At 65.2% G+C, this 313-nt stretch carries 1 protein-coding gene; it reads left to right on the top strand.

The genetic code is table 11. From position 1 onward, the window contains the following. On the top strand, nucleotides 1-250 hold a 250-nt coding region (locus tag F8271_RS34365; RefSeq protein ID WP_370462017.1), incomplete at its 5' end, for an IS3 family transposase. Nucleotides 251-313: the final 63 nt, after the last annotated feature.

The raw sequence follows: 313 nt of genomic DNA, 5'->3' as shown, positions 1-313 counted from the left end.
CACCCGCGTCTGGGCAACCAGAGCCGACGCCCGGCGGGATGTCTTCGCCTACCTCACCTACTACAATCATCAACGTCTACACTCGACACTCAACCACCGCACGCCCCACGAAACGCGTGCCTGCTACGTCAAGCCCACGCCCTCGCGGCATGAAACCCCGGTGACCGGTCCCAGGGTGGAACTTCAGGCATCTCCACCGTGCTGGCCAGGCCGGGATTCGATCCGGTCCATGACCGGGGCCGGGTCCTGACTGACATCGCGTGTTCGATCGCCGCTGGCGGGACAGACGTGTACGACATCGAGGCGCTACGGG

Source organism: Micromonospora sp. ALFpr18c, from assembly GCF_008868155.1.
In the GTDB taxonomy this organism is placed as follows: domain Bacteria; phylum Actinomycetota; class Actinomycetes; order Mycobacteriales; family Micromonosporaceae; genus Micromonospora.
Note: the sequence above shows the minus strand (reverse complement) of the source record. Positions and strands in the feature narration are given on the sequence as shown.